The following is a 15,940-nucleotide window of genomic DNA, read 5'->3' as shown; positions in this document are numbered from 1 at the left end:
TTTACAAAAATCTAATAAAATTAATTTGTTATTTAAACGGCATTAATATGTTTTAGATAAAATAGCCCTTGTAATGAATCAATTATTATGAGGAGGATTCACGTGGAAAGAACTATTTTACGAAAAGTAAAAGGCCTTATTGGATTATTAATGGTTTTTGTATTAGCGTTCGTATCATTTCCGTGGAGTACATCAGTCAAAGCGGAAGAGAAGAAGCAAGAAAATGCACCAAGTGAGAAGAAGATCGTTTTTCCAGTCGTAAGTGATGTACATATTAAAAATAGTGGAACGGATGATACGTTTCGCTGGAAACGAGCAATCGAGCAACTTAATACACTTGCACCTAAACAAGATGCGTTCGTAATTGTGGGAGACTTTACTGATTCAGGATCGGTACAACAATATGATCGTTTCATGCAAGTATATAATGAAAATGCAAATAAAGATGCGGTACGAATGAATTCTCTAGGCAATCATGATTATTGGAACGGTTTAACTGTAGAGGGAGCGCAGAAACGTTTCTTAGAAAAAACAGGTATGGAATCGATTTACTATCATAAAGTGGTGAAAGGGTATCACTTCCTTGTAATGTCTCCAGAGGATGGGACAACTCACGGATATTATTCAGACAAGCAAATTAATTGGTTAAAAGAAGAGATGGCAAAAGCTCAAAAAGATGATCCAGAAAAACCAATTTTCGTATTTTTACACCAACATATTAAAGATACAGTATACGGTAGCCAAGAATGGGGAACAAAAGATAGTGCGAAAATTAATGAGGTATTAAAACAATACCCACAAGTTATTACGTTTTCAGGTCATTCACATTATCCGTTAGATGATCCAAGATCGATTCATCAAAAAGACTTTACATCAGTTGGCACATCTTCAGTAAGTTATATGGAGGTTGAAGGTGGTAAAGTACAAGGAAATATCCCGTCAGGAGCTAGTACATTAAGCCAAGGTTTATTAGTAGAAGTAGATGATAAAGAAGTAACGATTAATCGCCGTGATTTCCATACAAATTCTTGGACAGGCGAGCCTTGGAAAATTAAATTACCATCAAAGAAAGACACATTTACACATGTAGAAGATCGTGATAAAGAAAAGCCATACTTTGCAAAAGATGCGAAGTTGTCGGTATCAAATGTAACAGAAAATGCAGCAACAGTAACATTCCAGCAAGCGTTGGACAACCTTCTTGTTCATTCTTACCGTGTACAAGCGAGAGATAAGCAAACGGGAGAAATAAAGAATAAATTGTTAGCATTCTCAGAGTTTTATCGTGATCCAGTGCCGAAAGAACTGACATTTACGCTTGCAGGACTAGATGGCGGGAAAACATATACACTGGAAGTCGTTGCGATTGATTCATTCGGCAACGAAAGTGTACAACCATTAACGGCAGAGATTACTACGAAAAAAGATAATATTGACCCGAATGTGAAAGTACCAAAGGCGGATGTTTTTGATGTAAACTTTGCAGATGGTACATTTAAAGACAATTCATCATTTGGTACAAAAGGTGATGTTAAGGGTAATGTGACTATTGAATATGATAAAGTGTTGAAAAAGAATGTTATGAAGCTAAACGGAAAAGCAAATACATTTGGATACCTTCCATTTTCAGCAGCACAAAAAGAGAAAGTAGCAAATACATTTACATTAGAAACTGTGTTTTCAATGAATGAAATTCGCGGACAAGGTATTTTACAAAATACAGAGAGCGGGGGAATTGGTTTTGAATCTACAGGAAGTGGTTATGTAGAATTATGGGCTCATATTGGTGGAAGTTATAAACGTGTTGGCGTTCAATTAGAGGCTAATAAAACGTACCATTTAACAGGAACGTATAACGGAAGTGAAGTAGCAATTTACGTAGATGGTAAAAAAGTAAATAGCCAACCAGCTACAGGGAAAGTATATCACCCGAACGTACCATTTGCGCTTGGGGCAGACCCTGATAGTAATGGGAATGGTGGTATTCCGCTAAATGGACAAATTGCGCTTGCAAAATTATATAGTAAAGCATTAAGTTCTTCAGAAGTATTAGCAGCGTATAATGAGTTTTCTAATCGTACAAAATTAGAGCAAGTAAACGCGTTATATGAAGAGCTTGGAAAAGTAAAAGAAGTGTTAGCTGGTACGTATGAGTTTGGTGACAAACCAGGTCAATATTCAAAGGAAGCATTTCAAGCATTAGAGAAAAGCTATAACACTGCAAAGCAAGCATTTGAAAATGTAGGAAGTACTGGAGAGCAAATCGTCCAAACGTATAACGAATTAAAAACAGCTAATGTAACATTTGTACAATCAAAAGTGGCAGAAGAACAACCGAAAACACTGAAAGAAAAATTACAAATCAATATTGAATCTGCAAAAGCAGTAGTGAAAAAAGCGCAAGCTGCAAATGTAACGGACGGTTCAGTGAAATCATTGAGTCAAAAAATTACAGTGGCAGAAGCTGTATTAAAAGATGCGAAAGTAAAAGATGCACAAGTAGAAACGATGAATCGTACGATAGAATATGCGATTTCACTCGTTGAAAAAAGCATAAGCAAATAAGAGAGAAGAAAAAGAAGCTTATCATGATAGGCTTCTTTTTTGTTATACTAAAAATAGCATAGTATGAGGGAGCGAATAATTTGGAAGAGAAAAAGCTAAAAAGAATTCTTGAATATGTATGGATCGCGGTTGTGCTCCTTGTAGGATATTATTTCTTAAAAGAGAAAAGTATATGGGTTCTATTTTTAATGACGTTTTTATTAGCGGGTTTAGGCACGTTATTTATTAACTTCTTCTTTGATAGTTTAAATGCATGGAAGAAGAAAAAGAGGGGAACGAAGTAAAGGAGGGAACATATGCAAAAGTGGAAGCTTATATATCAGGTGATTATTTTCCTATTGCTTGTAGGTATTGGCGTTTTTAAATACGCTACACCGATAGGGAATTGGGCATGGTTTACAGCTTGCATCGGCATATTTTTCATTTTACAATCGTTAACGAAAAAAAATAATCAGACATGAAGGTAGCTCGCCGTTTTATCGGCGAGCTATTTTGTTATGCTTTTTTCTTTTCATCATTTGTTTTTTCAGTAGCTAAATGACTATGTTTTCTAGAGTAGAAGAAATAGAAGCATAAGCCGACTAGAAGCCAAACTGCAAAGCTTATCCATGTCGTTTTAGACAAATTGATCATTAAATATAAACAGCAAAGAATTGCAACAACTGGTAATACAGGTACGAAAGGTGCGCGGAATCCACGTTTTAAATCAGGATGTGTTTTTCGTAAAATAAGTACAGCGCAGCAAACGAATGTGAATGCTGTTAACGTACCGATGTTTACTAAATTCGCTAGTAAATGTAAGTCTAAAAGTCCTGCTAATAAAGCTGACACAACGCCAGTAATCCACGTGTTTAATAAAGGGATTTTTACTCTTTTATTCACACGTGCTAACGCTTTTGGAAGTAAACCGTCGCGGCTCATTGCATACGAAACGCGAACTTGTCCATACATAACGACTAAGAGAACGGTTGTCATTCCAGTCATCGCCCCAACAGCGAGTAGTCCTGCAATTGTATCTTCGCCAACGAAATGTAAGGCAAACGCAACCGGATCAGAAACATCTAATTGTGTATACGGAACCATACCTGTTAAAACGAAAGATACAATCATGTATAAAACAGTACAAATAAGAAGGGAACCGATAATGCCAATTGGTAAATCGCGCTGTGGTTTTTTCGTTTCTTCTGCAGCGGTTGCGATTGCATCAAAGCCTAAGAAGGCGAAGAATACAGTGGCAGCCCCAGTAATGATACCGTCGTATCCGAATGGAATGAACGGAGTCCAATTTTCAGGTTTTACATATTTTGCCCCTGCTACGATAAAGGCGAGAATAACAGCTAACTTGATAAGAACCATAATATTATTAATGCGTGCGCTTTCGCGTATACCGAAACTTAAAAGTCCCGTAATGAGTAGTAAAATACAAACAGCCGGTAAATCGATAATACCGCCTTTTCCTACGCCAGGGGCCGAGGCTATTATGGTGGGCAGATGGATGTTAAATCCTTGTAGTAAAGATTGTAAATAACCAGACCAACCGACAGCTACTGCCGCGACTGCAAGTAAATATTCGAGCATTAAACACCAGCCGACGATGAAGGCGACGACTTCTCCGACTGTCATATATGCGTAAGTGTACACACTTCCTGAGACAGGAATAGAAGAAGCAAATTCAGCATAACAAAAGGCTACACAAGCACAAGTAAATGCAGCAATAAGGAATGATAACATAATACCAGGACCAGAATGTTTCGCTGCGACAATACCTGTTAATACAAAGATCCCTGTCCCAATTACGGCGCCAATTCCTAAAAATGTTAAATCAAGTGCAGTTAAGGTTCTATCTAACTGCCGTGGTGATTCAGTACTAAGCGGTTTTTTTCGTAATAATGACTTCACTTTGGACTCTCCCCCCGTTTTTTCATTTTCATAACTGCGAATATAGTATGAGCCCACTAGAAAAGAGTATATAAGTAAATGGAGGTACAGTTATGGTAGGTTGTTTTTTAAAATTGCTGGATTAATTTTATTATAATTCAGAATATTTTGTCAAATAAAAATGTGACAAATAAAATGCGAATGAATAGGGGAAACTACTGGCAGGAATGGACGAGGGTTGTAAATTTACTTTGGATGGAGAAAACCCACTGATTAAAGTTAAAGTAGGAGAAGATGTTATGTTATTTTATTTTGAACTTGTCGTCATTTTACTTTGTACGAAATTAGCTGGTGATATTAGTGTTAGGCTTGGCCAGCCTTCTGTACTTGGTAAATTAATCGTTGGTATTATTATCGGTCCGGCTGTGCTTGGTATTATTAATAGTTCTGAACTCATTGATGAACTGAGTGAAATTGGTGTTTTACTACTTATGTTTATGGCAGGACTTGAAACAGATTTAGAAGAGTTAAATCGAAATTTGAAATCTGCATTCGCAGTAGCGATGGGAGGAATTATTTTCCCATTCCTTGGTGGGTATTTAGCCGGACTTGCGTTCGGAATGTTACAGTCGCATGCGATCTTTTTAGGGTTATTACTTTGTGCCACTTCCGTTAGTATTTCTGTTCAAACACTAAGAGATTTAGGGAAAATGAATACGAGAGAAAGTACGACGATTTTAGGGGCAGCTGTATTTGATGATGTAATTGTTGTTATTTTATTAGCATTTGTGATGAGTTTTTTAGGTACACAAGATGTAAATGTAACGCTTGTCATTGCAAAGAAAATTATCTTTTTTGTCAGTATCGTTTTCATCTCTTGGAAAGTTGTTCCATGGATTATGAAAATGCTCGTACCACTTCGCGTAACAGAAGCGTTAATTAGTGCAGCTCTTATTATTTGTTTCTCATTTTCGTATTACAGTGAAATGATGGGGATTGCAGGTATTATTGGGGCATTTGCGGCCGGAATTGCCATTTCGCAAACAGAGTATAAGCACGAAGTAGAACATAAAATTGAACCGATTGCTTATGCAATATTTGTACCGGTGTTCTTCGTAAGTATCGGAATGGAAATTACATTTCAAGGTATCGGAAGCCAACTTTGGTTCATTATCATCATGACGCTTATTGCAATTTTTACAAAGTTAATCGGATCAGGTTTAGGAGCAAGACTGACAGGGTTCAACCTTCAATCTTCTATTAGTATTGGTGCGGGGATGGTTTCGCGCGGAGAAGTGGCGCTTATCATCGCAGCGAATGGACTTGCGGCGAATTTATTAGCGAAAGAAAATTTCACAGCGATTGTTATTGTTGTTATATTAACGACGATTATTACGCCGCCGCTTTTGAAGAAGTATTTTGTATAGAAAGGAAGAGCTTATCTGATGTAGGTAAGCTTTTTTTATTGGAAAAAAGCAATAGTCATGTGGCGTGAAAGGTTTGTAATTATGGTAAAATCTATGTATGTGATATGACAAGGAGAGGGATGTGTTTGAGGATTACGAAGGGAAAGATTATAGGTGTAATTATACTTCTTGTATTGTGCATACCATTTACTGCATGGAAAGAATCAAAAGTGAAAGATTTTCCGGTTTCTATTTTCTCGGAAGAAGCAGATGGTGAGTACGACCAGAAGCTGAAATATACTGCTTTTTTACCTGATGTTGCGATTTGGATGAACGGTTGGGAAAAGAAGTGGACAGAAGGGGAAAGAACTGTTTATCAAAAAGGGAATCGCATTGTAAATGTGTTTCATCCTCCTGGCGATGATGGTTTTTACCTTCTTGAAGCAAGAGAAAATAAGTGAACGCAACCGTAAGAAGTGGAGGTTAAATAGTGAAAGCTTCAACATTACTATTTAAAATTGAAAGTAATATGGATCAATTTTCACCAGCTGAAAAGAAGGTTGCCATGTACATAATGGAGAATGCAGAGATTGTTCCGAACTTAACGACGAAAGAAGTGTCAACGAATGCAGGCGCGAGTGAAGCAAGTGTTGTTCGCTTTTGTAAGTCAATTGGAATCGGAAGCTTTAAAGCATTTAAAATCGCGCTCGTTCGTGAATTGACGATTGCTGATTATAATATTAATGATTTTTCAGTTATGAATACGGAAGATGGACCGTATGATTTGTTTAATAAAGTTACGTATGTGAATAAAGCTGCAATTGAGGCGAGCGTTACTGCGATAGATAAAAAGGAACTTGAGAAAGCTGCAGATCGTATTGTAAATGCAGATAAAATTATATTTTATGGAGTAGGCGGATCAGCTACTCCTGCGATGGACGGGGCTTATAAATTTACAAGGCTCGGATTTACAGCGATGATGCTATCAGATTTTCATATGATGTTGCCGCTTGTGACGAATTTAAAAGAGGGCGATATATTTGTTGCCATTTCAACATCTGGTCGTACGAAAGATGTACTTGAAATGGCGCAATATGCGAAGAGACAAGGTGCAACAGTTATTGCGATTACAAAGCTTGACCAATCATCACCTTTATATAAAGAAGCGGATATTCGTCTTTGTATGCCAGATGTAGAGCAAGATCATCGTATTGCGAGTATTGCTTCGAGAATGACACAGCTGAATATGATTGATGCTTTATATGTGATTACTTTTAATCGTATTGGTAATAAAGTGCTGGATCAATTTATGGAGACAAGGGAAGAAGCTCTACGGTTACGGAAGTTAAAATGAGAAGGTGGGGGAACCCATCTTTTTTTGTATACTGACATAAATTCGTCATGAAAAGAAATAAAATTTCATAAAATAATAAAGTGGTATTGATTTTAAATTTCTTAAAGTTATAATAAAAGCATGAAATTAAATTTCAAAGCAGGTGATAATATGTTAGAAAATTTATCGACAGAACATCGTAATGAGAAGACGATGAATTTAGATGAGATGAGTATAAAAGAAGTGTTACAAAGTATGAATGAAGAAGATCGAACTGTTGCGTTAGCAGTTGAAAATGAAATAGAAGAAATTGAAAAGGTTGTACAGATTGTCATTAAATCCTTTGAAGATGAGGGACGATTAATTTACATTGGGGCTGGTACGAGTGGCCGTTTAGGTATTTTGGATGCGGTGGAATGTCCGCCGACATTTGGCACAGATGATAAAATGGTACAAGGATTTATAGCAGGTGGATTGAAAGCGTTTACTAAGGCGGTGGAAGGTGCAGAAGACCGCGAAGAGTTAGCAGAAGAAGATTTAAAAAGTATTGGATTAAATGAGAAAGATACAGTGATTGGAATTGCGGCAAGTGGTCGAACTCCTTATGTAATTGGCGGTTTGAAGTACGCGGCTAGCGTGGGAGCGAGCACGGCGAGTATTTCTTGTAATAAAAATGCTGAAATAAGTAAATATGCAAAACTAAATGTGGAAGTAGAAACAGGCGCAGAAATTTTAACAGGCTCAACGCGTTTGAAAGCTGGTACAGCGCAAAAATTAGTACTTAATATGATTTCAACAGCTTCTATGATTGGTGTGGGGAAAGTATATAAAAACTTAATGGTAGATGTTCAATCTACAAATGAAAAGTTAGTAGAACGATCAAAACGCATTATTGTGGAAGCAACAGGTGTGAGCTATGAAATAGCAGCAGAGTGTTATGAAAAAGCAGAACGTAATGTGAAAGCTGCGATTGTTATGGTGTTACTACAGTGTGAGCATGGGGAAGCACTGAAGAAATTAAAAGAAGCGAAAGGGTTCGTGAAGAAGGCACTATAAAATAATAGGGAGGGGGATTCTATTATGAAGAAAGAAGAGAGAATGGCCAAAGAAATATCAGAGCAACTTGGGGGAGTAAAAAATATTCGTGGCATTGCTCATTGTATGACGAGGCTACGATTAACGCTTCATGATGAAAGTAAAGTGAATATGGACTTTTTGAAAAAGGTTGAAGGGGTTATGGGCGTTATTGAAGATGAGACGCTTCAAGTTGTTGTTGGCCCAGGGACAGTAAATAAAGTAGCAGTTGAAATGGAAGGTTTAACGGGACTGCGAATCGGTGAGGTGGCAGATCATCACCTTGAAGACCTTGGGCAAGAAATGAAGTCAGAGATTAAGAAGAAAAATAATACACCAGTGAAAAACTTTTTAAGAAAAATAGGAAGTATTTTCATTCCGTTAATTCCAGGTCTTGTTGCCTCAGGAATTATAAACGGGGTCGCTAACTTTGCGAAAAACGCAGGTGCTGATCCGAATGCAACGTGGCTACAAATGCTACTACTCATTGGTGGCGGTATCTTTACATTCTTAGGAATTTTAGTCGGCTGGAATACAGCGAAAGAATTTGGCGGGACACCAGTTCTTGGGGCGATTGCGGGTATTTTAATTTTTAACCCGGCGATGGCGAATGTAAAATTATTTGGTGAAGCGCTCGTACCCGGACGGGGCGGATTGTTTGCAGTTATTTTTGCAGCATGGCTTATGGTTGTAGTAGAAAGACAAGTTCGAAAAGCAGTGCCAAATGCAGTTGATATTATCGTGACACCGCTCATTACTGTGTTAGTCGTAAGTATTGTAACGATGTTAGCCATTCAGCCGGTAGCAGGTTTCTTATCTGAAGGAATTACAAGCGGAATTAATGGTATTTTAAGTATTGGCGGCGCATTTGCGGGAGCAGTACTTGCTGGAACATTTTTACCTCTCGTTATGGTCGGATTGCATCACGGTTTAACACCAATTCATATGGAATTTATTAATCAAACGCACGTAACACCTTTATTACCAGTACTCGCGATGGCTGGAGCTGGGCAAGTAGGAGCAGCGATTGCCATCTATGTGAAAACGAAAAACAAACGACTTCGTAACGTAATTAAAGGTGCATTACCAGTTGGATTTTTAGGAATTGGCGAACCGTTATTATACGGGGTTACATTACCACTTGGGAAACCGTTTCTTACAGCTTGTTTAGGTGCAGCAGTTGGCGGTGCATTCCAAGCAGTTATGAAAACAGCCGCACTCGGAATCGGTGTATCAGGGTTATCATTAATTCCGTTAATTGCTGATAATAAATATTTATTATATTTCCTTGGATTAGTAGTGGCATATACTTTCGGATTCATTTTTACGTACTTCTTTGGCTTTAAAGAAGAAATGGCAGAAAACATATAGAGAAAGGGATTCCTTTCTCTTTTTCTATTCATAGAAAGGGAGATTCATATGATAGGAGTTTCAATTTATCTTTCCAAAGAACGAGTAAAGAAGCAAGAAGAGTGGCTAAAAGTAGCGAAGGAAAACGGGTTTTCATCTATTTTTACATCACTTCACATTCCTGAAGATGATCCTGGTACGTACAAAGAGCTAATTCAAATACTTGGGAAACAAGCGCTCAAATATGAAATGGAATTAATGGTCGATGTTTCTCCAAAATCGTTACATCATTTAGGGATGACGTATGAAAATGTGGAGGAGCTATTAGACTGGGGCATTACAGGCTTAAGAATGGACTATGGCATCACGCCGAAAGAAATCGTACGCGTATCTCATAAAATGAAAGTAGCTTTAAATGCGAGTACGATTACAGATTCATTTTGGAAAGAGTTAATCATAGAAAATATAAAAGTAGAGAATGTAGAAGCTTGGCATAATTTTTATCCGCGTCCAGAAACAGGACTAGCAAAGTCCTTTTTACAAAAACAAAACGAATACTTACATGAGTGCGGAATAAAAACGATGGTATTTATTCCGGGAGATGGTGAAAAACGTGGTCCGCTATGTGAAGGTTTACCAACGTTAGAAAAGCACCGCAATATGCGCCCACTTGAAGCGTACTTAGAACTTGTACAAGATTGTGGTGTCGATAAGGTGTTAATCGGGGATATAAGCGGAAGTATAGAAAGTGTACAAGAGATAGCGAGTGCGAGTAGAGGAATTATTCCGCTGCGATACGAGCCATTGATAGAGAAAAGTGAAGTGTTAAAAGTGGTGGAGCGAGTGCATACAAATAGACTAGATCCAGCTCGTGATGTCATTCGTTCAGTTGAATCAAGAGAAGAAAATAAAGTGATTTTAAAGCCGATGCATACAATTGCAAGAAAGAAAGGCAGCATTACAATTGATAATGAATTGTACGGTAGATATGCAGGAGAGATGCAAGTTGCCACACATGATTTGCCTAAAGATGAGAAAGTGAATGTTGTTGGCATGGTTGTAGAAGAGGACTTGTCTTTATTGCCGTATGTTGGCGCTGGAAAAATGTTTCAACTTTTTTGTGCAATAGAGTAAAAGCTTGAATTAGCACTATTCTGTAGGAAAACATTATCCGTAAAAGGGATAATGTTTTTTGTTTTCTTAAAAAAAGTATTTGACGAATGAAATGAAATACCGTATTGTTTTGACTTGTAAATAAAAGTTCACCATAACAAAACAAAAAGGAGAGTTCAAAATGAACCAATATATTGGGAATTTAATTATTCGTATCGTGTTAGGAGTGACATTCTTTGCGCACGGTTTAGCGAAGTTTCAATCAGGTATCGATAACGTAGCAGGATGGTTTACAAGCATCGGCTTACCAGGTGGTCTTGCATACGGCGTAGCAACAGTTGAATTAGTTGGTGGTATATTATTAATTATCGGTTTAGGCGTAAGATATGTAGGACTATTATTCGCTCTTATTTTAGCTGGGGCTATCGTAAAGGTAAATGGAGCAGCAGGTTTATTAGGAGATGGAAAGAATCCAGGGTATGAATTAGATCTTGCATTATTAGCAATGGGTGCGTATTTATTCGTTGTAAAAGCAGAAGGATATGTAGATCGTTTCGTAAAAGAGAAAGTAATGAAAGCGAAGTAAATTTATTTATAAATTGTTGACTTGAATTATAATTGTAACTATAATGATTACAACTAGTTGATTAAGAATAAAATAATTTAAATATTTTTACACGAGTTGTAATGATAATGGTTACAACTCGTGTAAAAAATAAATAAAACGGGAGGAAGTAATATGCCTAAATCAAATTTAGAAATTATTCGAAGCACGTATGAAGGATCAGCTTCTTCAAATGCAAAACATTTAGTAGAAGCCCTCTCTGAAAAAGTAGAATGGACAGAGGCAGAAGGATTCCCGTACGGGGGAACTTATATAGGTGTAGAAGCAATAATGGAAAATGTATTTAGCCGATTAGGATCAGAATGGGATGATTATAAAGCGAGTGTAAATATGTACCATGAAGTAAAAGGAAAAGATGTAATTATTGCTGAAGGTGTTTATTCAGGAGTTTATAAAGAAACGGGAAAATCATTTGAAGCAGAGTTTGTTCACGTATGGCAACTGGAGAACGGAAAAATCGTGAAGTTTAAGCAGTATGTAGATAGTCATATTGTTAAGGAAGCGATGAAGAGCTAATGCTTTTTAAATGGATTGTAGGAATATGTATTACAATTATAGTAATCATCTCGTCTATAGTTGGCGGAAAGAAATTGCTTGCATATGTGGAAAAAGAGAATAAAAATATTCAAATTGAGCGAGTGGCAAACGAAAAGGAGAAGAAAGTTGCAGAAGAAGCCCCACGAGTTAGTGAAGGTGAAATTATTTCTACTATGCACAAAATGGTACACCAAAAGGTAAAATCCTCTGAGAAATGGGGATTTGTAGAAATGACAACAAAAGAAATTTATAGCGTAAAGAAAGATATTGAAAATAGTATAGGTTTTCAATATAAAACGAGGTTACTTTCTATTATAAATAGATGGGAAAAAGGAGATTTTTCACAAACAGTTGAGGAGCATAACTTTTTGTGGGGCCTTCAAGGTGGAGATACCGGCAAAGCGACGGAACGTTTATCGCCAGAAGAGGAAAAGCGGTATATAAAAGAAATGAAGAGTAAATAAAAACATCGCCACCCGGATGACGATGTTTTTTTCATTAAGAATGTTTTCGCATTAAAGCTCTAGTTGGTTGAACAGTAACCGTTTTGAAATGAGAAAATAAATAACATCCTGTCACAACGATCATTGTCCCTAAAATTTGTATCCACGTTAGTTCTTCACCGAGGAAAAGGAATGCTAAAATAGCTGTGAAAATCGGATTGAAGTTTAGAAAAATACCGGATGTAGTCGCTCCTAATTTTTGCACGCCAATATTCCAAAACACCATACAAAGAACTGTGGAAATAAGCCCAGTATATAAAAGTGATGTTATGAAAGAAGTATTAATATTGGAAACGGTGAAGCTCCCTATGTTAAATGGCAGTAATAGAATAACGCCGAAAATACCAGAGTATAATGTTGCCATGAGTGGTGTCGTTGTTTTTGTTGCCCATTTACTACAAACAGAATAGATTCCCCAAATACAAACAGCCGCAATCATCCATAAATCGCCGCTATTAAAATGTAGTGAAAATAAAAGTGCAAAGTTACCTTTTAATAGGACAAGAATAACCCCAAAGAATGAAAGAATCATGGATAGAATTTGAAGTGTATTTACTTTTTCTTTTAGAAATAATACTGAAAATAGTGCAATTGAAATCGCATTTAATGTAGAAATAAGCCCTACATTCGTTGCGGATGTTTTTTCTAGTGCTAGAAATTGAAAGATGTTAAAAAGAGCGACCCCTGAGATTCCCATTAGTATTAACGGAAGTATTGCGGCACGAGGTGGAATGATTTTCTTTTCTTTAAACCATACGATTGGTAATAAACAAACGATCGCAATCATCCATCTTAAACTTGTTAGTGTCATCGGTGATGCATGATCAACGAGCGATTTTCCAACGACGAAATTTCCTCCCCATAATAAGCTCGTTAGTAATAGTAAAAAGACATAAAAATAAGGCATATTAAAATCCCCTTTGTTATAATCAATGTGAATTGTAAATAATTTTAGCATTTTTCTTCGTTGTGTAATATATTCTTTTGTATAATGGGTAAAAGTTGATAAAATGTTTTGTTTCTAATGATATTTACGGAATGATATTCATTTTTATATAAGTTGTAAGGTGTTTTTTCGAATAATCATCGGTAAGAAAAAGGGGGCATTGTAATGGAGTCGTCTGTTATTAAAGTGTTAGATGATTTAGATGTACAAATTTTAGATATATTGCAGAAGGAGTCACAAGTAAGTAATGCAGAGCTAGCACGCCGCGTTAATTTATCACCAGCTGCGATGCATGCAAGAATAAAAAGATTAGATGGAGAAGGGTTCATTGATAAGCAAGTAGCCATTTTAAATCAAGAAAAGCTTGGTTTTGATTTGTTATGCTTCATTTTTATGAGTACGAATATTCATCAATCGGATAAACTTGACGTGTTGGAAAAAGAATTAGAGTCGATGCCAGAAGTGTTAGAATGTCACTGTTTAACAGGAGAATATGATTATTTATTAAAAGTTGCAAATCGTGATCGTAAAGAGCTGGAGCAGTTTATTCGAAAGCTGAATAAACTTGGTATTACAAGGATACAGACGAGTTTAGCACTTCGTGAAATTAAATATTCGACAGTATTACCGATCCGAAATGAGGAACCGAGCATCGATTAGATTGCTTGGTTTTTTGTTTGTATAAAGTGATTGACGGGGAGAAAAGAGAGATGTATTATTATATAAAATTATGTATTAAAATTCAATTTAGGTTATAAATATTAATATCGGGGACAAGGGGATATAATATGAAAATCTTTAATGCGGTTACGAGTGATGTGAAAGAAATTTATAGTCTCATTGAAGCTTATGCAAAAGAAGGAGTAGTTTTACCACGTTCTCTTTTATCTCTCTATCAATATTTACAATGTTTATATGTTGTGAAAGAAAGCGATGAGATTGTTGGGGTTGCTGGTTTACATGTGTTAGGGGAGGACCTTGCAGAAGTCCGGTCGTTAGTCGTCTCGCATACATATGCAGGGAAAGGAATCGGGCGTATGTTAGTGAACCATGTAATAAATGAGGCAGCGAAAATAAAAGTGAATAGAGTCATTTCTTTAACATATGAAACGGAATTTTTTCAAAAGTGCGGGTTTGATTTTGTGAATAGAGATGCGTTACCAGAGAAAGTATGGATCGATTGTAGACATTGTCCAAAGGTGGATTATTGTGATGAGGTGGCGATGATTCGATATGTTGGGTGAAATTTTCAGAGAAAAAAGGCCCACTATTATTTACGTAATAGTGGGCATCTATATTTTAGGGGAATTTAAGAACTTGAATTCGTTTTTCTTACCGCAAAATTAAAAATGGGATTTTTAAGCTCATAGTTATAAGTAGAACCATCGACAAGCCCTACAACTTTATCGCTTTCGTAAAGATCAAGCATAAATTGTGCCATTTGTTTTGCGGTGTGGAATTTCGGTACAACATTATCGTATTGGAATTCATCAATATCAAATGAACGTTTTGCAAACTCTGTTTCAGTTGCACCAGGTGCTAAAACCTTTGCTTGCAGTTTTGCACCTTGTTGTTTCAATTCGTGAGATAAACCTTCTGTAAATGCACTTACATAGAATTTCGTAGCGCAATACGTAACAGCATCAGCAACGATTGTGTATCCACCGCCTGATGAAACGTTAATAAGTTGTGTGCCATCAACCATTGAATAATCTCGAACGAAAAGAGAGGAGAGTATTGTTAGTGCTTCTATATTTACATGTAACATCGTTTCTATTTTATTTAAATTTTGTTCAGCAATGGAGGCGAAATTACCAAAACCGGCGTTGTTAATCCACGTTTCAATTTGAAAGGCTTGTAGGCTTTCATACAGCTTATAAACATTTTCCGTGATAGATAAATCCGTTCTTCGAATAACAACCTCCAATTCTGGATTCATTTCGTTAATTTTTAATTTTAATCCGTCTAATTCTTCTTGTCTTCGAGCTACAAGTATTAAGTTCTTTCCGCGAGCTGCAAAGGCTAAAGCCGATTCATAGCCAATTCCAGCACTCGCACCAGTAATAACAGTGTATTTCATATAAAATCCCCCTAAGTTCAAATAAATATATTATGGTTAGATTTTATTTGTTAGAGTATACTCTAAGTCAAATGTTTTTTATGAAGTTGATAAGGCTATAAAATATATGCGGGTAAGCACGTGGAGGGAGTTAGAGTATGTACACAATTAGCGAGGCGGCTAAATTAATAGGATTGAGTACACATACACTACGTTATTATGAAAAAGAAAGTATATTAATTGCAAATCGCGATACAAATGGGAATCGAATGTATGAAGAGTCACATATAAAGTGGTTGCAGTTTGTCATGAAATTAAAACAAACGCAAATGCCAATAGCGAAAATAAGAGAATACGCTAGGTTATATTTAGAAGGAGAGCATACAACCGAAGCTCGTTTACAGCTCCTAGAAGATCATAGGAAATCTATTCAGATTCAAAGAGAAAACTTAGTAATTACAGAAAAGATGCTTGAGAATAAAATTATTGCATATAAGGCCTCTTTGGAAAGTAAATAGAAAACATAATCCGACTCTTAATTATTTATGATA

The 15,940-nt window shown here is 36.5% G+C and carries 18 protein-coding genes; 15 read left to right on the top strand and 3 right to left on the bottom strand.

Annotated elements, in window-relative coordinates; translation table 11 throughout:
* Nucleotides 1-102 precede the first annotated feature (102 nt).
* The 3 genes from DM800_RS00465 (at nucleotide 103) to DM800_RS29045 (ending at nucleotide 3,026) form a co-directional block, all read left to right on the top strand.
* Nucleotides 103-2,565 carry a LamG-like jellyroll fold domain-containing protein gene (locus DM800_RS00465; protein WP_147786196.1) on the top strand — a complete coding sequence of 821 codons (2,463 nt, stop codon included), beginning with the start codon at nucleotides 103-105 and terminating at the stop codon, nucleotides 2,563-2,565.
* Nucleotides 2,566-2,645: 80 nt separating this feature from the next.
* Nucleotides 2,646-2,849 (top strand): hypothetical protein, encoded by a 204-nt coding sequence (locus DM800_RS00460; protein WP_147786195.1) that lies wholly within the window; start codon nucleotides 2,646-2,648, stop codon nucleotides 2,847-2,849.
* A 12-nt stretch (nucleotides 2,850-2,861) separates the two neighbouring features.
* Complete coding sequence (locus tag DM800_RS29045; protein ID WP_179955658.1) at nucleotides 2,862-3,026, top strand: hypothetical protein; 165 nt, start codon at nucleotides 2,862-2,864, stop codon at nucleotides 3,024-3,026.
* 34 nt (nucleotides 3,027-3,060) lie between these two features.
* Here DM800_RS29045 and DM800_RS00455 read toward each other — a convergent pair whose 3' ends face one another.
* Nucleotides 3,061-4,464, bottom strand: a complete 1,404-nt coding sequence (locus DM800_RS00455) for a branched-chain amino acid transporter BcaP (protein WP_147786194.1) — start codon at nucleotides 4,462-4,464, stop codon at nucleotides 3,061-3,063.
* A 206-nt stretch (nucleotides 4,465-4,670) separates the two neighbouring features.
* Between DM800_RS00455 and DM800_RS00450 the strand changes: the two genes are divergently transcribed.
* From DM800_RS00450 to DM800_RS00410, 9 genes are all read left to right on the top strand, one after another.
* Nucleotides 4,671-5,870 (top strand): cation:proton antiporter, encoded by a 1,200-nt coding sequence (locus DM800_RS00450; protein ID WP_060487615.1) that lies wholly within the window; start codon nucleotides 4,671-4,673, stop codon nucleotides 5,868-5,870.
* 125 nt (nucleotides 5,871-5,995) lie between these two features.
* Nucleotides 5,996-6,310: a hypothetical protein gene (locus DM800_RS00445; protein WP_046956701.1), complete on the top strand. Its 315-nt coding sequence runs from the start codon at nucleotides 5,996-5,998 to the stop codon at nucleotides 6,308-6,310.
* A 29-nt stretch (nucleotides 6,311-6,339) separates the two neighbouring features.
* Complete coding sequence (locus DM800_RS00440) at nucleotides 6,340-7,203, top strand: MurR/RpiR family transcriptional regulator (RefSeq protein ID WP_000648163.1); 864 nt, start codon at nucleotides 6,340-6,342, stop codon at nucleotides 7,201-7,203.
* A 150-nt stretch (nucleotides 7,204-7,353) separates the two neighbouring features.
* Nucleotides 7,354-8,238, top strand: a complete 885-nt coding sequence (murQ, locus tag DM800_RS00435; RefSeq protein WP_147786193.1) for an N-acetylmuramic acid 6-phosphate etherase — start codon at nucleotides 7,354-7,356, stop codon at nucleotides 8,236-8,238.
* Between the two features lie 24 nt (nucleotides 8,239-8,262).
* Nucleotides 8,263-9,627 carry a PTS transporter subunit EIIC gene (locus DM800_RS00430; protein WP_147786192.1) on the top strand — a complete coding sequence of 455 codons (1,365 nt, stop codon included), beginning with the start codon at nucleotides 8,263-8,265 and terminating at the stop codon, nucleotides 9,625-9,627.
* 48 nt (nucleotides 9,628-9,675) lie between these two features.
* Nucleotides 9,676-10,740: a DUF871 domain-containing protein gene (locus DM800_RS00425; protein ID WP_147786191.1), complete on the top strand. Its 1,065-nt coding sequence runs from the start codon at nucleotides 9,676-9,678 to the stop codon at nucleotides 10,738-10,740.
* A 160-nt stretch (nucleotides 10,741-10,900) separates the two neighbouring features.
* Nucleotides 10,901-11,305: a DoxX family protein gene (locus DM800_RS00420; RefSeq protein WP_001077749.1), complete on the top strand. Its 405-nt coding sequence runs from the start codon at nucleotides 10,901-10,903 to the stop codon at nucleotides 11,303-11,305.
* A gap of 153 nt (nucleotides 11,306-11,458) precedes the next feature.
* Nucleotides 11,459-11,860 carry a nuclear transport factor 2 family protein gene (locus DM800_RS00415; RefSeq protein ID WP_147786190.1) on the top strand — a complete coding sequence of 134 codons (402 nt, stop codon included), beginning with the start codon at nucleotides 11,459-11,461 and terminating at the stop codon, nucleotides 11,858-11,860.
* The gene (locus tag DM800_RS00410; protein ID WP_106383101.1) at nucleotides 11,860-12,345 is read left to right on the top strand and encodes a PRK06770 family protein; all 486 of its coding nucleotides are present in this window, start codon (nucleotides 11,860-11,862) and stop codon (nucleotides 12,343-12,345) included. The genes DM800_RS00415 and DM800_RS00410 overlap by 1 nt, the downstream gene beginning before the upstream one ends.
* 34 nt (nucleotides 12,346-12,379) lie before the next feature.
* Here the strand turns inward: DM800_RS00410 and DM800_RS00405 are convergent, their stop codons facing one another.
* Nucleotides 12,380-13,291 (bottom strand): DMT family transporter, encoded by a 912-nt coding sequence (locus tag DM800_RS00405; protein ID WP_097857987.1) that lies wholly within the window; start codon nucleotides 13,289-13,291, stop codon nucleotides 12,380-12,382.
* Nucleotides 13,292-13,495: 204 nt separating this feature from the next.
* Between DM800_RS00405 and DM800_RS00400 the strand changes: the two genes are divergently transcribed.
* Together DM800_RS00400 and DM800_RS00395 are read left to right on the top strand one after the other, a co-directional pair.
* Nucleotides 13,496-13,990, top strand: coding sequence for an Lrp/AsnC family transcriptional regulator (locus DM800_RS00400; protein ID WP_048545677.1), 495 nt, complete (start codon nucleotides 13,496-13,498; stop codon nucleotides 13,988-13,990).
* Nucleotides 13,991-14,118: 128 nt separating this feature from the next.
* Nucleotides 14,119-14,574: an N-acetyltransferase gene (locus DM800_RS00395; protein WP_048545675.1), complete on the top strand. Its 456-nt coding sequence runs from the start codon at nucleotides 14,119-14,121 to the stop codon at nucleotides 14,572-14,574.
* Nucleotides 14,575-14,639: 65 nt separating this feature from the next.
* Here the strand turns inward: DM800_RS00395 and DM800_RS00390 are convergent, their stop codons facing one another.
* Nucleotides 14,640-15,410 (bottom strand): SDR family NAD(P)-dependent oxidoreductase, encoded by a 771-nt coding sequence (locus DM800_RS00390; protein ID WP_147786189.1) that lies wholly within the window; start codon nucleotides 15,408-15,410, stop codon nucleotides 14,640-14,642.
* A 137-nt stretch (nucleotides 15,411-15,547) separates the two neighbouring features.
* Here DM800_RS00390 and DM800_RS00385 point away from each other — a divergent pair, with 137 nt between their 5' ends.
* The gene (locus DM800_RS00385; protein WP_147786188.1) at nucleotides 15,548-15,907 is read left to right on the top strand and encodes a MerR family transcriptional regulator; all 360 of its coding nucleotides are present in this window, start codon (nucleotides 15,548-15,550) and stop codon (nucleotides 15,905-15,907) included.
* Nucleotides 15,908-15,940 lie beyond the last annotated feature (33 nt).

This window comes from Bacillus sp. AY18-3, assembly GCF_008042305.1.
In the GTDB taxonomy this organism is placed as follows: Bacteria; Bacillota; Bacilli; order Bacillales; family Bacillaceae_G; genus Bacillus_A; species Bacillus_A wiedmannii.
This window is presented reverse-complemented; position numbering and strand designations above follow the sequence as displayed.